Annotated in this window: 25 protein-coding genes; 20 read left to right on the top strand and 5 right to left on the bottom strand. The window is 44.8% G+C overall.

What is annotated here, in order from left to right; translation table 11 throughout:
* Positions 1-72 precede the first annotated feature (72 nt).
* The 4 genes from hisB (at position 73) to hisF (ending at position 2,916) form a co-directional block, all read left to right on the top strand.
* Entirely contained in the window at positions 73-660 is a 588-nt protein-coding gene (gene hisB, locus ICN34_RS02540; RefSeq protein ID WP_072582099.1) for an imidazoleglycerol-phosphate dehydratase HisB, read from the top strand.
* Positions 661-721: 61 nt separating this feature from the next.
* Positions 722-1,378, top strand: coding sequence for an imidazole glycerol phosphate synthase subunit HisH (gene hisH, locus ICN34_RS02535; RefSeq protein ID WP_072582100.1), 657 nt, complete (start codon positions 722-724; stop codon positions 1,376-1,378).
* A gap of 18 nt (positions 1,379-1,396) precedes the next feature.
* Positions 1,397-2,158 carry a 1-(5-phosphoribosyl)-5-[(5-phosphoribosylamino)methylideneamino]imidazole-4-carboxamide isomerase gene (gene hisA / locus ICN34_RS02530; RefSeq protein ID WP_216120675.1) on the top strand — a complete coding sequence of 254 codons (762 nt, stop codon included), beginning with the start codon at positions 1,397-1,399 and terminating at the stop codon, positions 2,156-2,158.
* Positions 2,158-2,916 (top strand): imidazole glycerol phosphate synthase subunit HisF, encoded by a 759-nt coding sequence (gene hisF, locus ICN34_RS02525; protein ID WP_216120674.1) that lies wholly within the window; start codon positions 2,158-2,160, stop codon positions 2,914-2,916. The genes hisA and hisF overlap by 1 nt, the downstream gene beginning before the upstream one ends.
* A gap of 9 nt (positions 2,917-2,925) precedes the next feature.
* Here hisF and ICN34_RS02520 read toward each other — a convergent pair whose 3' ends face one another.
* A complete protein-coding gene (locus ICN34_RS02520) occupies positions 2,926-3,318 on the bottom strand; it encodes a type II toxin-antitoxin system HicB family antitoxin (protein ID WP_072582127.1) in 393 nt (130 codons plus the stop codon).
* Between the two features lie 149 nt (positions 3,319-3,467).
* Here ICN34_RS02520 and hisI point away from each other — a divergent pair, with 149 nt between their 5' ends.
* The 8 genes from hisI to tatC all read left to right on the top strand — a co-directional run bounded on the left by hisI (position 3,468) and on the right by tatC (position 7,001).
* Positions 3,468-3,857, top strand: a complete 390-nt coding sequence (gene hisI, locus ICN34_RS02515) for a phosphoribosyl-AMP cyclohydrolase (protein WP_216120672.1) — start codon at positions 3,468-3,470, stop codon at positions 3,855-3,857.
* 83 nt (positions 3,858-3,940) lie between these two features.
* Positions 3,941-4,204, top strand: a complete 264-nt coding sequence (locus tag ICN34_RS02510; protein ID WP_072582104.1) for an antitoxin — start codon at positions 3,941-3,943, stop codon at positions 4,202-4,204.
* Between the two features lie 8 nt (positions 4,205-4,212).
* Positions 4,213-4,599: a type II toxin-antitoxin system VapC family toxin gene (locus ICN34_RS02505; RefSeq protein WP_255538555.1), complete on the top strand. Its 387-nt coding sequence runs from the start codon at positions 4,213-4,215 to the stop codon at positions 4,597-4,599.
* A gap of 16 nt (positions 4,600-4,615) precedes the next feature.
* On the top strand, positions 4,616-5,017 hold the full coding sequence (locus ICN34_RS02500; protein ID WP_072582106.1) for a phosphoribosyl-ATP diphosphatase: 402 nt from the start codon (positions 4,616-4,618) through the stop codon (positions 5,015-5,017).
* A gap of 24 nt (positions 5,018-5,041) precedes the next feature.
* Complete coding sequence (locus ICN34_RS02495) at positions 5,042-5,398, top strand: histidine triad nucleotide-binding protein (protein ID WP_216120668.1); 357 nt, start codon at positions 5,042-5,044, stop codon at positions 5,396-5,398.
* Between the two features lie 16 nt (positions 5,399-5,414).
* Entirely contained in the window at positions 5,415-5,636 is a 222-nt protein-coding gene (gene tatA, locus ICN34_RS02490; RefSeq protein ID WP_072582108.1) for a Sec-independent protein translocase subunit TatA, read from the top strand.
* A gap of 57 nt (positions 5,637-5,693) precedes the next feature.
* Positions 5,694-6,170, top strand: a complete 477-nt coding sequence (gene tatB / locus ICN34_RS02485; protein ID WP_072582109.1) for a Sec-independent protein translocase protein TatB — start codon at positions 5,694-5,696, stop codon at positions 6,168-6,170.
* Positions 6,171-6,209: 39 nt separating this feature from the next.
* A complete protein-coding gene (tatC, locus tag ICN34_RS02480; protein ID WP_072582110.1) occupies positions 6,210-7,001 on the top strand; it encodes a twin-arginine translocase subunit TatC in 792 nt (263 codons plus the stop codon).
* Here the strand turns inward: tatC and ICN34_RS02475 are convergent.
* On the bottom strand, positions 6,977-8,434 hold the full coding sequence (locus ICN34_RS02475; RefSeq protein ID WP_216120666.1) for a tetratricopeptide repeat protein: 1,458 nt from the start codon (positions 8,432-8,434) through the stop codon (positions 6,977-6,979). The two genes, tatC and ICN34_RS02475, sit on opposite strands and share 25 nt — an antisense overlap.
* A 208-nt stretch (positions 8,435-8,642) precedes the next feature.
* Here ICN34_RS02475 and ICN34_RS02470 point away from each other — a divergent pair, with 208 nt between their 5' ends.
* The 5 genes from ICN34_RS02470 (at position 8,643) to ICN34_RS02450 (ending at position 13,236) form a co-directional block, all read left to right on the top strand.
* On the top strand, positions 8,643-9,971 hold the full coding sequence (locus ICN34_RS02470) for a porin (RefSeq protein ID WP_216120664.1): 1,329 nt from the start codon (positions 8,643-8,645) through the stop codon (positions 9,969-9,971).
* Positions 9,972-10,107: 136 nt separating this feature from the next.
* Positions 10,108-11,016 (top strand): amino acid ABC transporter substrate-binding protein, encoded by a 909-nt coding sequence (locus ICN34_RS02465; protein WP_216120662.1) that lies wholly within the window; start codon positions 10,108-10,110, stop codon positions 11,014-11,016.
* Positions 11,016-11,804 (top strand): amino acid ABC transporter permease, encoded by a 789-nt coding sequence (locus tag ICN34_RS02460; RefSeq protein WP_072584006.1) that lies wholly within the window; start codon positions 11,016-11,018, stop codon positions 11,802-11,804. Before ICN34_RS02465 ends, ICN34_RS02460 begins: the two co-directional genes overlap by 1 nt.
* Positions 11,805-12,473, top strand: a complete 669-nt coding sequence (locus ICN34_RS02455; RefSeq protein ID WP_072584007.1) for an amino acid ABC transporter permease — start codon at positions 11,805-11,807, stop codon at positions 12,471-12,473.
* Positions 12,474-12,501: 28 nt separating this feature from the next.
* Complete coding sequence (locus ICN34_RS02450) at positions 12,502-13,236, top strand: amino acid ABC transporter ATP-binding protein (RefSeq protein ID WP_072584008.1); 735 nt, start codon at positions 12,502-12,504, stop codon at positions 13,234-13,236.
* Between the two features lie 4 nt (positions 13,237-13,240).
* Here ICN34_RS02450 and ICN34_RS02445 read toward each other — a convergent pair whose 3' ends face one another.
* From ICN34_RS02445 to mscL, 3 genes are read right to left on the bottom strand one after another with little or no spacing between them, the layout of a single operon-like run.
* Entirely contained in the window at positions 13,241-14,428 is a 1,188-nt protein-coding gene (locus ICN34_RS02445; RefSeq protein ID WP_072584009.1) for a Do family serine endopeptidase, read from the bottom strand.
* Positions 14,429-14,438: 10 nt separating this feature from the next.
* Positions 14,439-16,673, bottom strand: a complete 2,235-nt coding sequence (locus tag ICN34_RS02440) for a tetratricopeptide repeat protein (RefSeq protein ID WP_216120660.1) — start codon at positions 16,671-16,673, stop codon at positions 14,439-14,441.
* A 1-nt stretch (position 16,674) separates the two neighbouring features.
* Positions 16,675-17,097, bottom strand: a complete 423-nt coding sequence (gene mscL / locus ICN34_RS02435) for a large conductance mechanosensitive channel protein MscL (protein WP_072584011.1) — start codon at positions 17,095-17,097, stop codon at positions 16,675-16,677.
* A gap of 137 nt (positions 17,098-17,234) precedes the next feature.
* Between mscL and petA the strand changes: the two genes are divergently transcribed.
* The 3 genes from petA to ICN34_RS02420 are packed head-to-tail and all read left to right on the top strand — an operon-like array spanning position 17,235 to position 20,063.
* Positions 17,235-17,837 (top strand): ubiquinol-cytochrome c reductase iron-sulfur subunit, encoded by a 603-nt coding sequence (gene petA, locus ICN34_RS02430; protein WP_072584012.1) that lies wholly within the window; start codon positions 17,235-17,237, stop codon positions 17,835-17,837.
* Positions 17,838-17,847: 10 nt separating this feature from the next.
* Positions 17,848-19,248 (top strand): cytochrome bc complex cytochrome b subunit, encoded by a 1,401-nt coding sequence (locus ICN34_RS02425; RefSeq protein ID WP_072584013.1) that lies wholly within the window; start codon positions 17,848-17,850, stop codon positions 19,246-19,248.
* A 41-nt stretch (positions 19,249-19,289) separates the two neighbouring features.
* Entirely contained in the window at positions 19,290-20,063 is a 774-nt protein-coding gene (locus ICN34_RS02420) for a cytochrome c1 (protein ID WP_072584014.1), read from the top strand.
* Positions 20,064-20,102: the final 39 nt, after the last annotated feature.

The following is a 20,102-nucleotide window of genomic DNA, read 5'->3' as shown; positions in this document are numbered from 1 at the left end:
GGTATTTAAATCTCTTCTAGGAATGATATTATGAGGCTTCAATCAACACTTCGCCTCGCGGCGCAATGAAGCATGCGGCAAGCCGACGTCACCCGAAACACTTCGGAAACCAAAATTCAGATTTCCATCAATTTAGATGGAACCGGTAAGGCTGAGCTAGCCTCCGGGGTTCCTTTTCTAGATCACATGCTCGATCAGATTGCCCGTCACGGCATGATTGACCTCAAAGTGGTTGCAAATGGCGACACCCATATTGATGACCACCACACTGTTGAGGATGTGGGAATCACGCTAGGGCAGGCCTTCGCCAAGGCAGTGGGTGATAAAGCGGGTATTACTCGTTACGGTCACTCCTATGTGCCGCTTGATGAGACCCTTTCTCGTGTAGTGATTGATTTTTCTGGCCGCCCAGGTTTGGAATTTAATGTTCCATTTACGCGTGCACGTGTAGGCGACTTTGATGTGGATCTCAGTATTGAGTTCTTCCGTGGTTTTGTGAACCACGCTGGAGTCACTTTGCACATCGATAATTTGCGCGGTATTAATGCGCATCATCAGATTGAAACTGTGTTCAAGGCTTTTGGTCGCGCTTTGCGTATGGCTTTAGAGCTTGATCCACGTGCTTCAGGCGCCATTCCTTCAACTAAAGGAAGTCTGTAATCTAGACTCCCCACGGTTGCTCAGAAGACAACAGTAGATAACAATAGACAGCAGGTAAATTTTGGCGCAAACCATTGCGATCGTCGACTATGGAATGGGTAATCTCCGTTCTGTATATCAAGCATTTCATCATGTTGCACCCGATGACAATGTATTGATTGCTCATCAGCCAGAAGAGATCCACTCTGCAGATCGCGTCGTTTTGCCCGGTCAAGGTGCTATGCCAGATTGCATGAAGCATCTAGAGGAATCCGGATTATTGGATGCCTTACTGGAGGCTTCTAAAAGTAAGCCGCTGTTAGGGGTCTGTGTCGGAGAACAAATGCTCTTTGATAGAAGTGCAGAGGTACGTGCCGCCGAGCAATGGACGCCTTGCTTGGGTTTGATTCCCGGGGAAGTGCGTCGTTTTGAGCTGGTTGGTCAAAAGCAGCCAGATGGCTCCTCATATAAAGTCCCTCATATGGGCTGGAACCAAGTGCGCCAAGACCGAAAACACCCGCTTTGGGATGGCATACCTGATTTAACGAGCTTCTATTTTGTGCATAGCTACTATGTTGTGCCGCAGCGTAATGAAGATACAGCTGGCTCTACTGAATATGGCGATTGGTTTACTTCTGCGGTGGCGCGAGATAATATTTTTGCAACTCAATTTCATCCAGAAAAAAGTGCAGAATACGGTTTAAAGCTTTATCAAAATTTTGTTTCTTGGCAACCTTAATACTCCTAACCATTCGCTATGCTGCTGATTCCCGCAATTGATCTTAAAGACGGCCACTGTGTTCGACTCGAACAGGGTGATATGGATAAAGCTACAGTGTTTTCAGAAGACCCTGGCGCAATGGCGGCGCATTGGATTAGCAAGGGTGCTCGACGCTTACATTTAGTAGATCTCAATGGCGCATTTGCTGGCAAGCTCAAAAATGAGTCTGCGATTAAATCGATTCTCAAAGCAGTTGGCAATGAAATTCCCGTGCAGCTCGGCGGTGGTATTCGTGATCTTGAAACGATTGAACGCTTATTGGATGATGGTATTAGCACTGTCATTATTGGAACAGCAGCCGTGAAGAATCCTGGCTTTGTTCAGGATGCCTGCACAGCATTTCCAGGTCATGTGATGGTTGGTTTGGATGCGCGTGATGGCAAAGTAGCTACTGATGGTTGGAGCAAGATTACCGGTCATGAGGTGATTGATCTTGCCAAAAAGTTTGAAGATTGGGGTGTAGAGGCAATTATCTATACCGATATTGGGCGGGATGGCATGCTCAAGGGCGTCAACATCGAAGCCACAATCAAGCTGGCGCAAGCCATTCGTATTCCGGTAATTGCCAGTGGCGGCCTCTGTAATAATCAAGATATTGAAGCGCTTTGTAAGGCTGAAGAAGATGGTGTCATGGGAGTGATTGCGGGGCGCTCAATCTACGCTGGCGATCTTGATCTTGCAGTCGCTCAAAAATATGCCGATGAATTAACCCTCAAGTACGCAAAGAAAATCATCTAGTGTTAACTAAGCGAATTATTCCTTGTTTGGATGTCACTGCAGGGCGCGTAGTTAAGGGTGTGAACTTTGTAGGCTTGCGTGATGCAGGCGATCCCGTGGAAATCGCTAAACGGTATGACACCCAAGGCGCCGACGAGCTGACATTCTTAGACATTACTGCAACATCTGATGGTCGCGATTTAATCTTACACATCATTGAAGATGTGGCATCACAGGTTTTTATTCCCTTGACTGTTGGTGGTGGTGTTCGTGCAGTTGCGGATGTTCGGCGCTTGCTAAATGCCGGCGCAGATAAAGTGAGCATGAATTCTTCTGCGGTAGCCAACCCTGATTTAGTTTCCGATGCTGCTGCTCATTACGGCTCCCAATGTATTGTGGTGGCGATTGATGCCAAGCAAACTGAAGCGGGCAATTGGGAAGTGTTTACCCATGGTGGTAGAACTGCGACCGGAATGGATGTAGTCACATGGGCTGCTGAAGTGGCTAAACGTGGTGCAGGCGAGATTCTTTTAACTAGCATGAACCGCGATGGCAGCAAGGATGGCTTTGACTTGGCTTTAACTGCTGCAGTAAGCGATGCAGTTTCTGTTCCTGTGATTGCTTCTGGTGGCGTTGGTAATTTGCAGCATTTGGTGGATGGCATTGCTAAGGGCCATGCAGATGCAGTATTGGCAGCTAGTATTTTTCATTATGGTGATTACACCGTTGGGCAGGCAAAAGAATATATGGCAGCTCAAGGAATCCCGGTTCGGATTTAGGTGGGGTTCTTAAGCGCTAATTGCCATATGCGCGATAAATGCTGAGCGGTTTTCACCAGCGGATTTGGCCTTAGCATCTAATCTTGCCAACACTCTTTTTGGTAAAGAGATATTTACTCTTTCGATATCGTCTGACAGTAATACCGGGTCAATCTCAGCAATTGCCCAGATATATCCTTTGAACTCTTTCTTCTTTTGAAGATCGGTAATAGAGCTGGGCTTTGGGATATCTTCGCCCGCGTCTAATGCAGTTTCAATCCAAAGTTCAATTGCTTCTTTGGCATTCTCAATAGCCTCATCAATTCCACTGTCAGCCGCAGAAAAGCAGCCTGGCATATCGGGAATAATCACACCCCAGGCTAAGTTATCTCCACCCGGTTCAATAGCAATTGGATATTTCATCATAGCCCTTCTGTAAACATACGAATTTTAATTTATACACACAGTACACACAAATGAGAGAAGTGTCCATGAAATAGTGGGGTCTTTTTGGCAGGCCCTAGAAACTCGTTATTTGCTTGGCGCAAAACAATTCTGTCAAAATTGGACAAATGTCAGATACGAATAAAAACTCACAAGACCAGGCCTTATTAGAGGCAGTGACTTGGAATGATCAGGGCCTAGTACCCGTTATTGCACAAGAAGTGGGTAGTGGCGATGTATTAATGATGGCCTGGATGAATCGCGATGCTCTTTTGGAAACCATCCGCTTGGGTGAGGCTGTCTACTGGACTCGTTCTAGACAAAAGCTGTGGCACAAAGGTGAAGAATCTGGCCACACTCAAAAGGTGAAAGAAATTTGCTTGGATTGTGATGGGGATACGATTTTGCTGATGGTTGAGCAAAAAGATGGGATTGCTTGTCATACGGGTGAGCATAGTTGCTTCTTTAGGCAATGGGATTCTGTAAGCTCAAGTTGGATCAAAGTCAGAAAAACCTGACCCAAGACATAATTTTGGGGCTTTATTTCCAGTTTGCTCTAGTTTAGAATGGTATATACTTTGATATATACCAAGGAGCTAGGATGATGGGTCTAACAGCAAAAATCTTTATGAATGGACGTAGCCAGGCCATACGCTTACCTGCGGCATTTCGTTTCGAGGAAAAAGAGGTTTTTATTCGGCGCGATGCTAATACTGGGGATTTAATTCTTTCCAGAAGACCTGAAAACTGGGATAGTTTTTTCTTGGCGCTTAATAATGCAGATGTGCCGACGGATTTTTTAAATCCCGAAGATCGTAATCAAGGTTCGCAAGATCGAGATCCTTTTGCTGGAGTCAATGAGTGATGAGATATATGCTCGATACCAATACCATCAGCAGCCTCATTAAGAAAAACCCAGTAGTAAGCAGAAAAATCGCCAGTGTTCCTATGGAAAGACTATGCTTGTCAGTTATATCTGAAGGTGAAATTCTTTATGGTTTGGCAAAAAAGCCAAATGCAAGGAGCTTACATTTGGCTGTACAAGAGTTTTTGAAGCGAGTGGATGTTTTGGTTTGGGATACTGATGTAGCGGAGCATTATGGGGTTTTAAGGGCCCAGTTAGAGAGTAGTGGAAATTTACTAGGCCCTCTTGACATGCAAATTGCAGCACATGCTTCTCAGCTCGGGGCAGTTTTAGTAACGAATGACCAAGCTTTTAAAAGGATTCAGAAGCTAAAGGTAGAGGATTGGACTGTATAGTCTGAAAAACTTATTTATGGACAAAATATTGAATTCAGACAAAAAAATCGAATCGGGTTTAACCCATTTAGCCGATGTAGTTGATCAACGTCGTGATGCATTTAAGGCGGGTCAAGCAGACCCCAAAATTTCATATACCGCTTTGCTCTTTTCAAAGGGTGATGACGGGATCTTGAAAAAAATTGGCGAAGAAGCGACTGAGGCTGTGATGGCGGCAAAAGATGCGCGCAATTCTAATTTGGCAGCTGACCAGCAAAAGCGCTTAGTTGGGGAAATGGCCGATTTGTGGTTTCACTGCTTGATTGCTTTGTCTCAATTTAATCTGCGCCCGGAAGATGTGATTACCGAACTTGATCGTCGCTTGGGAACGTCCGGTATCGAAGAGAAGGCTGCTAGAAAAGCTGCTGATAAAGAGTAAGTACGGATAAATACAAGAAAAAGTATGTCACACGACCCTAATTGCCTATTTTGTAAGATTACTCAAGGTTTAATACCTTCTCAGAAAGTCTATGAGGACGAGGAAATCTATGCTTTTAAAGATATCAACCCGACAGCACCCATCCATTTTCTAATCATTCCCAAAAAACATATACCCATGTTGGAGTCATCTGAAAGCATAGATACCCCTTTGCTGGGTAAAATGATGGAATTAGCACCGCGTCTTGCCAAAGAGCAAGGCTGTCGTCCCGGTAAGGATGGCGGCTTTAGGTTGATGGTGAACAATGGTGCGGATGGTGGGCAGGAGGTTTATCACTTGCACTTACATGTGATGGGCGGTCCCCGCCCCTGGAAAAAATAATCCAAGGAGATTAAAAATGGGTTCATTTAGCATTTGGCATTGGTTAATTGTTTTGGTGATCGTGATGTTGGTATTCGGTACCAAAAAATTGCGCAATATCGGCCAAGATTTGGGCGGCGCTGTAAAAGGCTTTAAAGATGGCATGAAATCTGCTGAAGAGCCTAAAGAGCAAATTCAACAAAGTTCTGCAACAGCAGACACGACTGTTGATGTTCACGCTAAAGACGTAAACAAATAACTAACTAATAACTGAAGCGCAATTGAAACTCATGCTGCAATTAAATAACTGCGTTAAATGATTGATCTCGGAGTTTCAAAACTTGCGCTGATTGCTGTAGTTGCTCTGGTGGTGGTTGGACCAGAGCGTCTGCCTAAAGTGGCTCGCATGGCTGGTAACCTGTTTGGACGTGCTCAGCGGTATATGGCTGACGTCAAGTCTGAAGTGAGCCGTCAGATGGAGGTGGAAGAATTTAAAAAGTTTCGAGAAGAAACTGCTGCCACTCTCAAGGAGGTTGAAAACAGTATTGGCTCTACGGTTCAAGAGGCTAGCGCTAACTTAAGCGATCAAGCGGATATTTTTGAAACGAGCTTTGATAAGCCGCCCTTAGATGAAAAAGAAGTGCTTCGCAAAACTAAGCGCCAAGGGCGCAATAGCTGGGGTGTGCGCCGTGCTGCAAGGCCCCTTTGGTTCAAGCGTTCCGCAGGCATTCGTACTCGAGTGCAGTCTGGCGCTGCCAGGATGAAGCGCTTTCATCACAGTGCCGGCAAATAAAAATAATAGTAAAAAGCAAAAGAATAAAAATACTTACGCATGACTGAAAACAATTCAACTCAAGACTCGGGATTACAAGAAACCTTTCTTTCCCACTTATTTGAATTACGTGATCGCGTAATTAAAGCAGCACTTGCAATTATTGTTGTCTTCGTATGTCTAGTCTATTGGGCGCCTGATATTTTCCATTTGTTTGCACAGCCTTTACTAAAGGCTTTGCCTGCCGGTGGCAAGATGATTGTGACGGACGTCACAGGTTCATTCTTTGTGCCGATGAAGGTCACCATGCTAGTCGCATTTATCATCGCTTTACCAGTGGTGATGTATCAACTTTGGGCTTTCATTGCGCCTGGTTTGTATTTGCATGAAAGAAAACTCATTTTGCCTTTGGTCGTGAGTAGCTACACCTTGTTCATTGCTGGTATGGCATTTGCTTACTTTTTAGTATTTCCAACGGTATTTAAGTTCATGGCAAGTTACAACGCACCTTTGGGTGCGGAGATGTCGACCGACATTGATAACTATTTAAGTTTTGCCATGACAACCTTCTTGGCATTTGGTATTACTTTTGAAGTGCCTGTGGTGGTGGTTGTCTTGGTGCGGATGGGTATGGTGCCACTAGCTAAGCTGAAGGAAATTCGCCCTTATGTGATTGTGGGTGCTTTTGTAATTTCAGCCGTGGTTACTCCCCCTGATGTACTGTCTCAATTATTGCTAGCCGTACCCATGACCTTGCTCTATGAATTGGGTTTATTAGTTGCTCGCTTTTACGTGCCAAGACCCTCCGATGAGGATGCCGCAACTGATCAATCGACTTCTGCGTCAGCTTGATTCTTAGAAAAAGTAGTTGTAAGCCAGTTGGTAACGCGATCAAAGCGATAGCGTCTTTGGCGTAAATTGCCCTCCAGATCCATCTCCGAACCAGCAAAGGCTTTGCCAGCCGCCAAAAGAGCGCGACGCTGTTGAATCGTTTCAATCTGAATCAATCTAGGCAGGATCTTTGGCAATTCCCAGCGAATATCTACCACTACGCAATGCTCATGTTGTAGTTGGCCTACTTCACATAGCAATAGCTCTGCTTTAGTGAAGTTGAATTGGTTGGCAATGATGATGCGATGGCAAAGTAATAGCCAATCTTCATCCACCTTATGTTCAGCATGGTGATTAATCGCCACTTCAGCACATTGAGCTAATTCGAGCCATTCATTATCTTTAGGGTTGGGGCAGCTCTCCAAAATCTTACTCAGTAATTCTTTTGCTTCTGGCACGCCTTGTTGATGGGCCTGCCATACCCAATAGGATGCTTGCAGTCCACGCACCTTCTCTTCATTCTTTTCACGCTTGCGCCACAGATTCGCGCCTTTGCGAAGTTGTGCCTGTGGATGACCCAGATCAGCAGCACGATCGATGCAGCGATCGCTCTCTGTGGCGTTGTAACCAGAGAATTGTGGGCGACGATAAATTTCACCGAGTGCATACCAAGCATCTCGATCACCATCTTTGGCAGCAAGCTCTAACCAATGAGCCGCTTTCTTTAGAGAGGCATTTGATTTGTTCTGTTCTGAATGGGCGCTTCCATCTAATTGCGCAAGACGCAAACCCAGAGTGAGTTTTGCAATAGTTAATCCAAGTTCTGCGGCTTGGCTTAAGGCATCTTCATTTTGTTCATCAAGCCAAACTTGCCATAGAGAGGACAGGGCTTCATTTTTTGGCTGAAGCTTAATCAGCAATTCTTTTGCATTGTTTGCAAAAAGAGATTCGCCATCTGCAAGCTCATGCAAATATTGCTTGGCGATCTTTTGCATGCCAGCAAAATCTAAAGAAGAAATTTTTTCCAGCGTCGCTGAATTCTTTTTTACCCAATCAAGCAACTGGGGTTGAACTTCTTGATTTGCAGGATTAATTAATAGATTAACAAGCTGCCATTTGGCGGCAAGATTCGAATCAGAAACATCCCTGGCTTCAGCTAACTGCCAAAAAGAGTCCCAGCCAAACCGAAAGGCAGGGGAGTTAAAGGTTTCAGCAAGCGGAATATTGGCAATCTGGCTTAAAAGATCAAAAATTTCAGTGTCACTTGAGCTTTTATTCTCAAGTGATTGATTCATAATAGAAAAATACGATTTTTCTAGCCAAATCAGAGCGTTAGCAGGTTGGATTGGGGTTTTGAAGGCCCCAGTAAGGTAGGCGGAGGCCAGCTTTTGTTGCGCGGAAACATCACCCAAACGGGCTGAACTGAGGATTTTTAGGAATTCGCGACTTGCCATATGACAATTTTGGCATCTAGAGCCCATAAAAGACAGAAAACAAAGGTCTTGTTGTCGAGATACAACGAAGAAAGCCAAAAAACTACCTTTTGACAAGCAAAAAGAGCTCCTAAATACCCTGACCTCCAGTCTGGTGAGGCAAAAGAAGCAAAATTCGTAGGTCCCAGTTTTATTTGGGCATTACTTTTAATTTTTGGAGATTTAAAGAATGAAAAAATCGCTATTAGCACTCGCAGCATTGTCAGCTATTGCTGGCGCTGCTCAAGCTCAGTCCAGCGTAACCGTTTACGGTATCTTGGACGTTGGTTACATTGGTTCTAACGCTAAAGAAGGTACTGTTACTTCTGCGGCTACTGGCACACAAACAAACAAGATTCAAAAGTCTGCTTTCGGTCAATCTGCTGAGCAAACTTCACGTTTGGGTTTCAAAGGTACTGAAGACTTAGGCGGCGGCGCTTCTGCTTTCTTTACTGTTGAACTCGGCTTGACACCAGCTAACTCCGAATTGTCTGGCGGTACAGCTGCTGACCCATACCAAAAGAATACAAACAACTCTGGTTCTGCTGTTGATAACCGTCAATCATTTGTTGGCTTGAAAAAGAATGGTATTGGTCAATTCGCATTCGGTCGTCAATACACAAACGTGTTTAACGAAGGTGCTGCTACATCTCCTGGTCAATACAACAACGTAGCAGGTGACGTTGTATACGCTGGCGGTTCATCTTCATTGTTTGCCTCAAGCGCTTCACAGCAAAGCGGCAACAACAATGGTGAAGGTTTCACAAACCGTGCTTCTAATGCATTGACATTGCAATCTGATAGTTTTGGTGGTTTCCAAGCTGCAGCAATGTATGCAATGAACAACCAAAACCAAACTCAAGTTGGTACAACTAATAATCCAAACACACCAACAGCAGCTAACGGTGGCAATACAAACTGGGGCGGTTGGGGCTTGAGCGCTAACTTCACATGGCAAAAGTTGTACATCGGCGCTGCTTATCAGTCATTTAAGACTAACTATGCAACTGGTGTATTCGCTGCTGCTCCAACTTCTGCAAATGCTAACCTTGGCTCTGTTGCTGTAACTACAGGTCAGCAAGTTGGTGGCGGTGTGATTTTCCCAGCTACACAAACTTCTGATAAACAGACTTTGGTTGGTGCAACTTATGACTTCGGTATCTTGAAGGCATACGCACAATGGGTTGGCCGTAAGATTCAAAACGACTTCAGCACTGATGCAGTTACATCTAACGCTGGTGAACAGTTCAACCGTAATGCTCAACAACTTGGTGTACGTAGCTACATCACTCCAACAGTTGAGTCATGGGCATCTGTAGGTAACGGTAAGATCAAGTCATCTTTCGGTGGCCAATCAGCAACATTCGTAGGCTGGCAGTTAGGTACTAACTACTACCTCAGCAAGCGTACAAACTTGTACGGTATCTATGGTCAAGTTCAGACTGGTAGCACTCCTAGCACTGGTGGTGTAGGTGCAGGTGGTAACCAGTACGCTTTAGGCTTGCGTCACACTTTCTAATTCACTGCTAGCGTAAGCTAGTTAAGAATTAGTTAGGTATCAAATTAACCCACTGTGGAAACACAGTGGGTTTTTTCTTTTTAGGCTGGATTAATCGTAGAATGGTGTGACATTCTTGGTTATATAGGACCTTTATATGAAAACTCATTTACTACGTTTTTCCTTGTTATTTGTTGGTTTTACTGCTGCGCAGACTCTTTATGCAGCCTCCCCAACCCTAGACAAAATCAAGTCCTCTGGTGCCATCACTATGGGTGTGCGCGAGTCTTCTATTCCGATGTCTTATACAACCGGTGATAGCCGCTTTGATGGTTACCACGTCGAGATCTGCCGCATGATTTTGAGTGACATTAAAGACAAGCTAAAGCTCGGTACATTACGTATTAACTACCAACCAGTCACTTCACAGAATCGCGTTCCCCTGATGCAAAATGGCACCATCGATATCGAATGTGGAACCACCACCAACAATGTGGCGCGCGCTAAGGATGTTGGTTTTGCCAATACTCTCTACGTTGAAGAGGTACGCATTGCAGTCAAGGCGAATTCCGGAATTAATTCCATCTCTCAGTTAGCTGGCAAAAAAGTAGCTACCACTACCGGCACAACCTCTGTCCAGCTATTGCGCAAACATGAAAAAGCCAATGGCATTAATTTCGATGAGGTATTTGGTAAGGATCATGCTGATAGCTTCTTATTGCTGGAGTCTGGCCGTGCCGATGCATTCGTGATGGATGGATCTATCTTGGCTGGCAATATTGCCAATTCCAAGAATCCAAAGGATTACAAAATTGTTGGTGAGGTATTAAGTACTGAACCGATTGCAATCATGGTTCCTAAAAATGATCCAGAATTTAAAGCCGCAGTGAATGAAGCTATTGCCAAGATTGTGAAGAATGGCAATATGCCTAAGCTCTGGAATAAGTGGTTCCTGTCTCCAATTCCGCCAAAGAATATTGTGGTGGGTCTTGAGTTATCCCCTGCAACCAAAAATGCTTGGGCTAATCCGAATGACAAGCCTGCTGAAGACTATCAGAAGAAATAATGGCATTAGATTTAGGTGTCTTTTGTAAGAACACCTTAGATGGTGAGGTGGTTGAGCACTGCTTTTCTGCTGTCTTTGGCTTGGGTCAAAATGCTGACCCTAGTTATTTAGATTGGTTATTAAAAGCTTGGGGTTGGACCTTGGCAGTTGCCGGCTTGGGCCTGACGATTGCTTTGGTTCTAGGCGCTGTCATGGGCACTCTGCGCACGCTTCCAGACAGCAGTAGATTGAGTAGATGGCTTGTTCGTCTTTCCACAGCTTGGGTTGAGCTTTTCAGAAATATTCCTATTCTGGTTCAGGTATTTCTCTGGTATCACGTCATCCCTGCGTTTGTATTGCCTTTAAAAGCTTTGCCTTCCTATTGGCTCGTCAGTATTGCCTTGGGCTTCTTTACTTCTGCTCGGATTGCGGAGCAGGTGAGGGCGGGTATTCAGGCGCTTCCTAGTGGGCAGAGAATGGCAGCCACTGCTTTAGGGCTTACCACTTCACAAAGTTATCGTTATGTGATTTTGCCGATGGCATTGCGCATTGTGATGCCGCCACTCACTTCAGAGAGCATGAATCTGATTAAGAATTCTTCAGTCGCTTTTGCGGTCTCCGTACCTGAGTTAACACTATTTGCAATGCAAGCTCAAGAAGAAACCTCACATGGGGTGGAAATTTATTTAGCAGTGACATTGTTATATGCTGCCTCAGCATTTGCAGTGAATCGTGTGATGGCATTTATTGAAAAAAGAACGCGCATTCCTGGATTTATTGCTGCCTCTCATGATGCGGTGGTGCACTAAATGCTCAGTCTCGATCTTAGCTTTTATAACTGGGAACTCTTCACTAATTACATTCTGAAGGGTTTACTGTTTAGCGTGCAATTGACCGTGATTGCGACAGTTGGGGGAATTGTTTTCGGTACATTCTTAGCCCTAATGCGCCTATCTGGTAGGTCTTCACTGGTTTACCCAGCCACCTTTTATGTCAACACTATGCGTTCCATTCCGCTGGTGATGGTGATCTTGTGGTTCTTCTTGTTAATTCCGATGTTGATAGGTCGCCCAATTGGCGCCGATCTATCAGCGACTATTACCTTTATTGCTTTTGAAGCCGCTTTCTTTTCAGAGATTGTGCGCGCAGGCATTCAGTCAGTACCAAAGGGGCAGGCCTACGCTGCAGAAGCCCTGGGAATGACTTATGGGCAAAACATGCGCTTGATTATTCTGCCGCAAGCTTTCAGAAACATGATTCCAGTCTTTATGACGCAAACTATTATTTTGTTTCAAGATACTTCATTGGTATATGCCATTGGCGCTTATGACTTGCTCAAGGGTTTTGAAATTGCTGGTAAAAATTATGGACGTCCTATTGAGACTTATATCTTGGCTGCGTTTACGTATTTCATTATTTGCTTTTCGCTTTCTAAAGTGGTGCGCAAGATTCACGCCAAAGTCGCCATCATTCGTTAACTATTAATTGTGAACAGATAAAACCCAGATGATTGAACTTCGCAATGTCTCTAAGTGGTACGACTCCTTTCAGGTGCTGACGGATTGCAGTACATCTATACGCAAAGGTGAGGTTGTCGTTATTTGCGGACCATCTGGTTCAGGTAAGTCCACCTTGATAAAAACAATTAATGCTTTAGAGCCTTTTCAGCAAGGTGAAATCAGTGTTGATGGCGTGCGATTGCATGACCCTAAAACAAATCTACCGCAATTACGCGCTAGGGTGGGAATGGTATTTCAGCACTTCGAACTTTTCCCGCATTTGAGTGTGACTGAGAATTTAACGCTAGCCCAAATGAAGGTTTTGGGACGTTCCGCTGATGAGGCCAATAAACATGGACTGAAGTATCTAGAACGAGTGGGATTGCTGGCACAAAAAGATAAATTTCCGGGCCAGTTATCAGGCGGTCAACAGCAGCGGGTTGCCATTGCTAGGGCTTTAAGTATGGATCCCATCGTGATGTTATTTGACGAGCCTACTTCTGCTTTAGATCCAGAAATGGTGGGTGAAGTGTTAGATGTGATGGTCAAACTTGCTAATGAAGGTATGACCATGTGTTGTGTCACACATGAAATGGGCTTTGCCAGAAAAGTAAGTCATCGGGTGATCTTTATGGATCAAGGGCGCATTGTTGAAGACTGTAGTAAAGCCGAATTCTTTGACCGCCCAGAAGCTCGCTCACCAAGGGCAAAAGAGTTCCTATCAAAAATATTGGCTAACTAATCAGTTAATTAGCTTGTTGCTTGGGCTTAGGCCGCGTTCCGGTTTGAGCTGTTAATTCCATCTCTTTGCCTTTGCGCAGAATAGTAAGATTGGCATCATTGCCAGGACTAATTTGAGCAATTTGATTGAGCAGGCTACGCACATCATTGATGGGCTTTCCATTGACTGCAGTCAGCACATCTCCAGGCTTCACTCCTCCACGCGCCGCTGGACCACCCTCTAGAACACCAGATAGCAAGACACCCTGAGTATTGCCAGGTAATCCCAGAGACTCTGAGAGCTCTTTAGTGAGGTTTTGTGGCTCAACCCCTATCCAACCCCTGGTGACACTCCCATTAGCCAAAATGGATTCCATAATTTGCTTGGCTAGGTTAATGGGGATGGCAAATCCGATACCCATAGAGCCGCCATTATTGGAGTAGATGGCCGTGTTAATTCCGATGAGATTGCCGCGTGTATCAATTAGCGCGCCCCCTGAATTTCCGGGATTAATTGCCGCGTCTGTTTGGATAAAGTTTTCAAAAGTATTGATGCCTACATGGTCACGCCCTAAGGCAGAAACAATTCCAGAGGTCACTGTTTGGCCAACACCAAATGGATTGCCGATTGCGAGAACAACATCACCAACATGCACGGATTCAAATTTGCCCAGGGTGATTGGGGTTGGCAGTTGTTTGGCTTCAATCTTTAAAACAGCAATATCAGTTTCTGGATCGCTTCCAATGATTTGCGCTTTAAACTTGCGTCCATCAGAAAGCGCAACATCAATGTCATCTGCATCGCTAATAACGTGATGATTGGTCAAGATATAGCCTTCTGGGCTTACTAAAACACCAGATCCCAAGCTGGAGCTCGGTTCCTCTTCCGGAGGTTGATCTCCAAAAAAGAATTTAAACAAGGGATCTCCAGAGTTCGGAGCGGCACCCTTGCGAGTCTTAGGCTTAGCCGAGGTTTTGCTACTAAAGATATTTACGACCGCAGGCATTGAGCGCTTCACAGCTTCGTGATACGAGCCGGGGCTGAGTTGCCCGTCATAGCTGCTTTCTTTTAGTGAAACGGTGTCCACTAAAGATCCCACCCTCGACTCTGAAAGCCAATCTGGCTTCAAGGTGGCAACAATAAACAATGCCGCCAACATCACAGTGACGGCTTGTGCAAATAAGAGCCAATATTTTTGAAGAGAGGAATTCATAGAGGGTATTTTATTTTCGGGTCCGTTGAATCAGAAAATCTTCTAATGCTTTGATGGGCTCTGGATCATTAAATAACAGCGCTTTAGATTTCGCAATCTTATTTCTATAAGAGTTCAGTAGTTTTGGACTCTGAATTAACTCTACTACTAAATGAATATAGTCGCCTACTGATTGACAAGCTAAGTCATCAAGACCAATGCGATGGAGGATTGCACTAGCAAGTCGACCGCGCATTCTGGCGCCCTCCTTAGTGACCACCGGTAGATTACATGCAATTGCTTGCAGGGCCGTATTAAATCCTGAAAACCCGATGGTGTCTAAATACAAGTCTGCTTTCTGCATAAGCCCATGAAACTCTTCCTTCTTCAGAAAAGGAATGAAGCGCAGAAATTGATTGGCATCGAGCTGAGCATTTGCAAAAGCAAGCTGTAAACGTTCTTTCAGAATTGCAGTGAGGTTTGCTTCAAAGTTAAAGAAGATGAATTGGCATTGACCAAGACTCTTTGCAATTTCAACAAACACAAAGTCATGGCTTGGCGTGTATTTTGAAGGCGATCCAGCGCATAACAGGATTGGCAGAGACGGATCAATACCAAGATTCTCTAAATTGGGGCTAAGAGCTACTACGTCTTGATTCTCAACATACGTTCCCAGGTTTGGAAGCTGGATTAATTCTTCGCTGTAAAGATTATTGGCATCATCTGGCTCGAGCAGCTTAGCTGTTAGGTAGACATCAATCGTAGGGATACCAGTTGTCTCAGGATGCCCCCAACTGACTGCCTGCAGTGGCGCCAATCGTAAGCAGGCTAGCGCCTTGCCGATGGTATCCATGCCAATCTCCGGATACAGAATGACATCTAGATTTTGATTGGCGATGATCTGGGCGGCAGTCAGAACATCAGTCCCGCAGTTGCTGTAATTGCTTGCCTTAAATTTAGCCAGCTCGGTTTCTTCATCTTCTACACCGTTGGTATTGAAGATATACAGCTCAAATTGCTCTGGATTCAGGTAATTTACCCATCCCTTGGTAATGGCGTGCCAGACAGGATGGCTGCAAATAAAGCTACTAATAATGCCAACGCGTATCTTGGGGTTAGCTTGAATGGAAGCGCTTTGCTTTGTATCCAATCGATCCTGTAAAGAGCGAGCTAAGCTAGCGCAAATTTCCCCAAATTGTAAAAGTAGGGGTTTGTTGTCTTCATCTTGATAAGCCAGATAAAACGGGTGGCGGGTAATTAACCTCTGGAGGAGTGCAGAGTCGATTTTTTGCTGAGGCATTGCACTTGCAAATTCTAGTTGCTGAGTAAATGCACGCCTAGCATTACGCAACTCCTCTTCGCTTTTTGCGACCTTGGGTATCTGCGCGATAGTTAAAGCAATGTGAGTTTCTATGTCAGCTGGATGCAGCTCTAGTGATTTTGCGTAGTAGGTTTTTGCCAAATCACTATCGCCGGTATCGTAGTAAATCTCGCCCAGTAGGTAAAAAGTTTTAGCGTTATTAGGATTAATCTTCAGTGCGTGTTGATAGCAGTCAATAGCCGCTTCATATTGCTTACATTTTTTTAGGCCGTTACCAAAGTTCAGGCATGCGTCAAGATAGCCGGGATTAATTTGTAGTGCGCTTTCAAAGCACGCAAAGGCATCATCGTAGCGATCTATTTGAGTGAACGCATTGCCAAGATTGTTGTAGGCAATTGCAAAGTGAGGATTGGCTTGAATTGCATTCTCTAATGTAACGATTGCTTGATCAGTCTTACCCATTTCAAGTAAGAGAACGCCTTGATTACTCAAGGCTTCAGCGTAGTTTGGCCGCAAGGCTAGGGCGCTCTTATAAGCCTTATATGCCTCATCATTTTTGCCTAAACCCTTTAATGCGTTACCGCGATTATTGTGGGTTTCTGGAATATTTGAGTCACATTGAATTGCTAAATTAAAAAATTGCAGCGCTTCTGCATACTCAAGAAGTGCGTTATGTATTAAACCTAAATTACTCAGTGTTTGTGCGGAACCGGGAGCAAGTTGATTTGCTCGGTTTAAAAATTCTAGTGCGCTTGAATAATGTTGCTTTTGATATGAGCGGATGCCTAAAAGATTGAGAACATCGGCATTGTTTTTATTCAGCTGATGCGCTTGCAAAAAAAGTTTATCCGCTTCCTCTAACTTTCCTTGTTGGAGCAATGCCAAGCCATTTTGAAAAATGAGTTGAGATTGCTCCCGTATTTCTTGTTGTGAACGATTGGACAAATTATTTCTTTAGACTGTCACGAATTTCGCGAAGCAACACTACGTCTTCTGGAGCTGGTGGTGGAGGAGGCGCATCCATGAGGCGAACCTTGTTGACTACTTTGACCATCTGAAAGATGACAAACGCTAAAAGGATGAAATTGATGGAAATAGTGATGAAATTGCCATAGGCAAAGATGGGCACCCCGGCCTTTTTAAGGGCATCAAAGGTTCTGGGTATACCCTCTGGAACATGGCCTAAGACGATAAATAGGTTGGTAAAGTCGATATGACCCCCTAAAAGGGTGGAAATAACAGGCATTACGATGTCATTTACCAGGGAATCCACGATTTTCCCAAAGGCACCGCCAATAATGACACCCACCGCCAAGTCGATCACATTGCCCTTTACGGCAAAGTCCCGAAACTCCTTTAAAACGCTCATAAATGCCCTCCTTTTAATTTAGATCCTGATTAACCCGAGATTAACCCCATAACTTTCTTGCTTACCCCACTTTTTACTTTAAAATCCTACCTTTAAGCAATTTCCACCCATAAATACCCTTTCTAGGAATTTTGTAAATGAGTGACAAGCCCTGTATGGACAAGGATCGCCGTAACTGGTTGATCGCCACATCGGCGGTTGGTGGCGTAGGTGCAGCCGCAGCCCTTTACCCTTTTGTAGACAGTTTTGAGCCTTCTGAGCGCGCAAAAGCCGCTGGAGCTGCTGTTGAAATCGATATCTCTGGCATGCAGCCAGATGAAATGAGAATGGTGGAGTGGCGCGGTAAGCCGGTTTGGGTAGTTCGACGTACCCCTGAACAAGTTGCTGAGTTATCAAAGATTGACAGTGAATTGGCTGATCCGAATTCATTGCGTGACCCATCCCAATTCACGCCTCCTTATGCTCAGAATCAGTGGCGCTCTATCAAGCCTGAGTATCTGGTAGTGGTTGGTATTTGCACCCATTTGGGATGCTCTCCTAATGCTAAGTTTGAGGCTGGTCCTCAGCCATCCCTACCAAACACTTGGCCAGGCGGCTTCCTTTGCCCATGCCATGGTTCCACATTTGATATGGCAGGCCGTGTATTTAAGAACAAACCAGCCCCAGATAACCTTGAAGTGCCGCCACACATGTATTTGAGCGACACCAAGATTTTGGTTGGTGAAGATAAGAAGGCCTAAGGAGAGATAAATGGCATTCCACGAAAAAGAAGTTCCAGCAGACGCTTCTGCAGCCCAAAAGCTAATGGCTTGGGTTGACTCACGCCTACCTGTAACAGAAGCATTTAAGCGTCATATGAGCGAGTACTACGCTCCAAAAAATCTAAATTTCTTCTATATTTTTGGTGCATTAGCAATCGTAGTGTTGGTAAATCAGATACTTACCGGTATTTTCTTGACCATGAACTACAAGCCTGATGCTGCGAAGGCTTTTGAGTCAGTTGAATACATCATGCGTGAAGTTCCATGGGGTTGGGTGATTCGCTATATGCACTCCACTGGCGCCTCTATGTTCTTTGTGGTGGTTTATATGCATATGTTCCGTGGTTTGATCTACGGTTCTTATCGCAAACCACGTGAGCTCATTTGGATCTTCGGTTGCGCAATTTTCTTGTGTTTGATGGGTGAAGCATTCTTCGGTTACTTGCTCCCATGGGGTCAAATGTCCTATTGGGGCGCTCAAGTGATTGTGAACTTGTTCTCTGCAATTCCATTCATTGGCCCAGATCTATCTTTATGGCTTCGTGGCGACTATGTTGTGGGCGATGCAACCCTCAATCGCTTCTTTGCATTCCATGTGATTGCAATTCCATTGGTATTGGTTGGCTTGGTTGCAGCCCATATTTTGGCTCTGCATGAAGTGGGTTCAAACAATCCAGATGGCGTTGAAATTAAAGAGAACTTAGATGCGAATGGCCATCCAGTTGATGGCATCCCATTCCATCCTTATTACAGCGTGCATGATGTAATGTATTTGGGTGGATTCTTGATGGTGTTTGCATGTATCGTGTTCTTTGCACCAGAGATGGGCGGTTACTTCCTCGAGGCAAATAACTTCGTTCCGGCGAACCCATTTCAAACACCTCCGCACATTGCTCCGGTTTGGTATTTCACGCCTTTCTACTCAATGTTGCGTGCAACTACAACGAACTTCTTGCTGCCTTTATGGATCTTCTTGGCAGTCATTCTCGGAATGTTTGCTCTGAAGAGTAAAAATCTCAAGGTGAAGGGCGCATGCGCTGCAATCGCTCTCGTGTTGGCAGCTGGCTTCTACTTATTTGATGCTAAGTTCTGGGGTGTTGTGATCATGGGCGGTTCTGTTGTGATCATGTTCTTCTTGCCTTGGCTTGATCACTCACCTGTGAAATCTATCCGCTATCGCCCAGATTTCCATAAGTATATTTATGGTGTATTTGTGGTGAGTTTTGTGATCTTGGGTTACTTAGGTATTCAGCCACCATCACCAGTGTTTGAAAAGATTTCTCAGGTATGCACTATTTATTATCTGGGCTTCTTCTTAGGAATGCCGTTCTGGAGCACGCTTGGTAAATTTAAGCCAGTTCCAACACGCGTTACTTTTAAGTCCCATTAATTCACGCCTGAGATACTGGCAAAGAGAACTTAGGAATTAGTATGAAACAAATTCTGCAAACTTTGATGGGCGTCTGCCAAGCAACAGTATTGGTTGCGGCCCTGAGCTTTGGCGTGAATGCCAATGCAAATGAGGGTGGCTTTCCTTTGGATCAAGCCCCCAACCGCGTTAGTAACAATGCCTCATTGCAAAACGGTGCAAAGTTATTTGTGAACTACTGCTTGAACTGCCATGCAGCCGCAAGCATGCGTTACAACCGGTTGCGCGATATTGGTTTGACCGATCAACAAATCAAAGATAACCTCATTTTGACTGATGCCAAAGTGGGTGACTTGATGACCATCTCGATGACACCAAAAGAAGCTAAAGCTTGGTTTGGTAAGACACCACCTGACTTATCAGTTGAGGCGCGTGCTCGTGGAGCGGACTGGCTTTACACCTACTTCCGCACTTTCTACAAAGACGACACGACACAAACTGGTTGGAATAATTTGGTCTATCCTAAAGTCGGTATGCCACACGTTCTCTGGCAGTTGCAAGGCGAGCGTGCTGCCAAGTTTGAAGAGCACAAAGACCCACATGACCCAAGCAGAACAGAAGAAGTCTTTGTTGGCTTTGAGCAGTTAACTCCCGGCAAAATGAGCACACAAGAGTATGACGACAATATCGCCGACTTAGTCGCTTTCATGTCATGGATGGCTGAGCCAGTTCAGTTGGAGCGTAAGCGTCTTGGTGTAGTAGTGCTCTTGTTCTTGGCAATCTTTACCCTGTTGGCTTGGCGTTTGAATAAAGCCTATTGGAAAGATATTCACTAATTGAATTTGATGGGTCCTGAAGCTAGGGTCTATTGGTGA

It is taken from the genome of Polynucleobacter sp. Tro8-14-1 (genome assembly GCF_018881655.1).
Taxonomy (GTDB): domain Bacteria; phylum Pseudomonadota; class Gammaproteobacteria; order Burkholderiales; family Burkholderiaceae; genus Polynucleobacter.
This window is presented reverse-complemented; position numbering and strand designations above follow the sequence as displayed.